This is a genomic window from Pseudoalteromonas sp. 19-MNA-CIBAN-0066 (assembly GCF_040308705.1).
Lineage (GTDB): Bacteria > Pseudomonadota > Gammaproteobacteria > Enterobacterales > Alteromonadaceae > Pseudoalteromonas > Pseudoalteromonas nigrifaciens.
In genome coordinates this window covers 1-249 of record NZ_JBEONZ010000333.1, presented here as the reverse complement: position 1 = coordinate 249, position 249 = coordinate 1, and the positions used below count along the sequence as shown (strand labels likewise).

Here is a 249-nt window from a genome sequence, read left to right as displayed (position 1 = left end):
GAATTAGATGAAGCCTCTGCTAATATGCAAATTGCCGAATCTGCATTTAAAATTGCACAAACAAACCTTGAGTACAGCGAGCTGCGCGCGCCATTTTCAGGCACGGTCGCAAAAGTATTTGTTAAAAACTTTGAAAATATTCAAGCAAAGCAAAATATATTACGCTTAGAAACACGCGATTTAATGGACGTAGAAATTCAGGTTCCTGAAAAAATAGTCGCTCGTTTTCAAAAAGGCACCGATTACCAC

The 249-nt window shown here is 38.6% G+C and carries 1 pseudogene; it reads left to right on the top strand.

Annotated features, from left to right (window positions below):
* A pseudogene (locus AAEZ18_RS19320) lies at positions 1-249 on the top strand (efflux RND transporter periplasmic adaptor subunit); the annotation flags it as partial.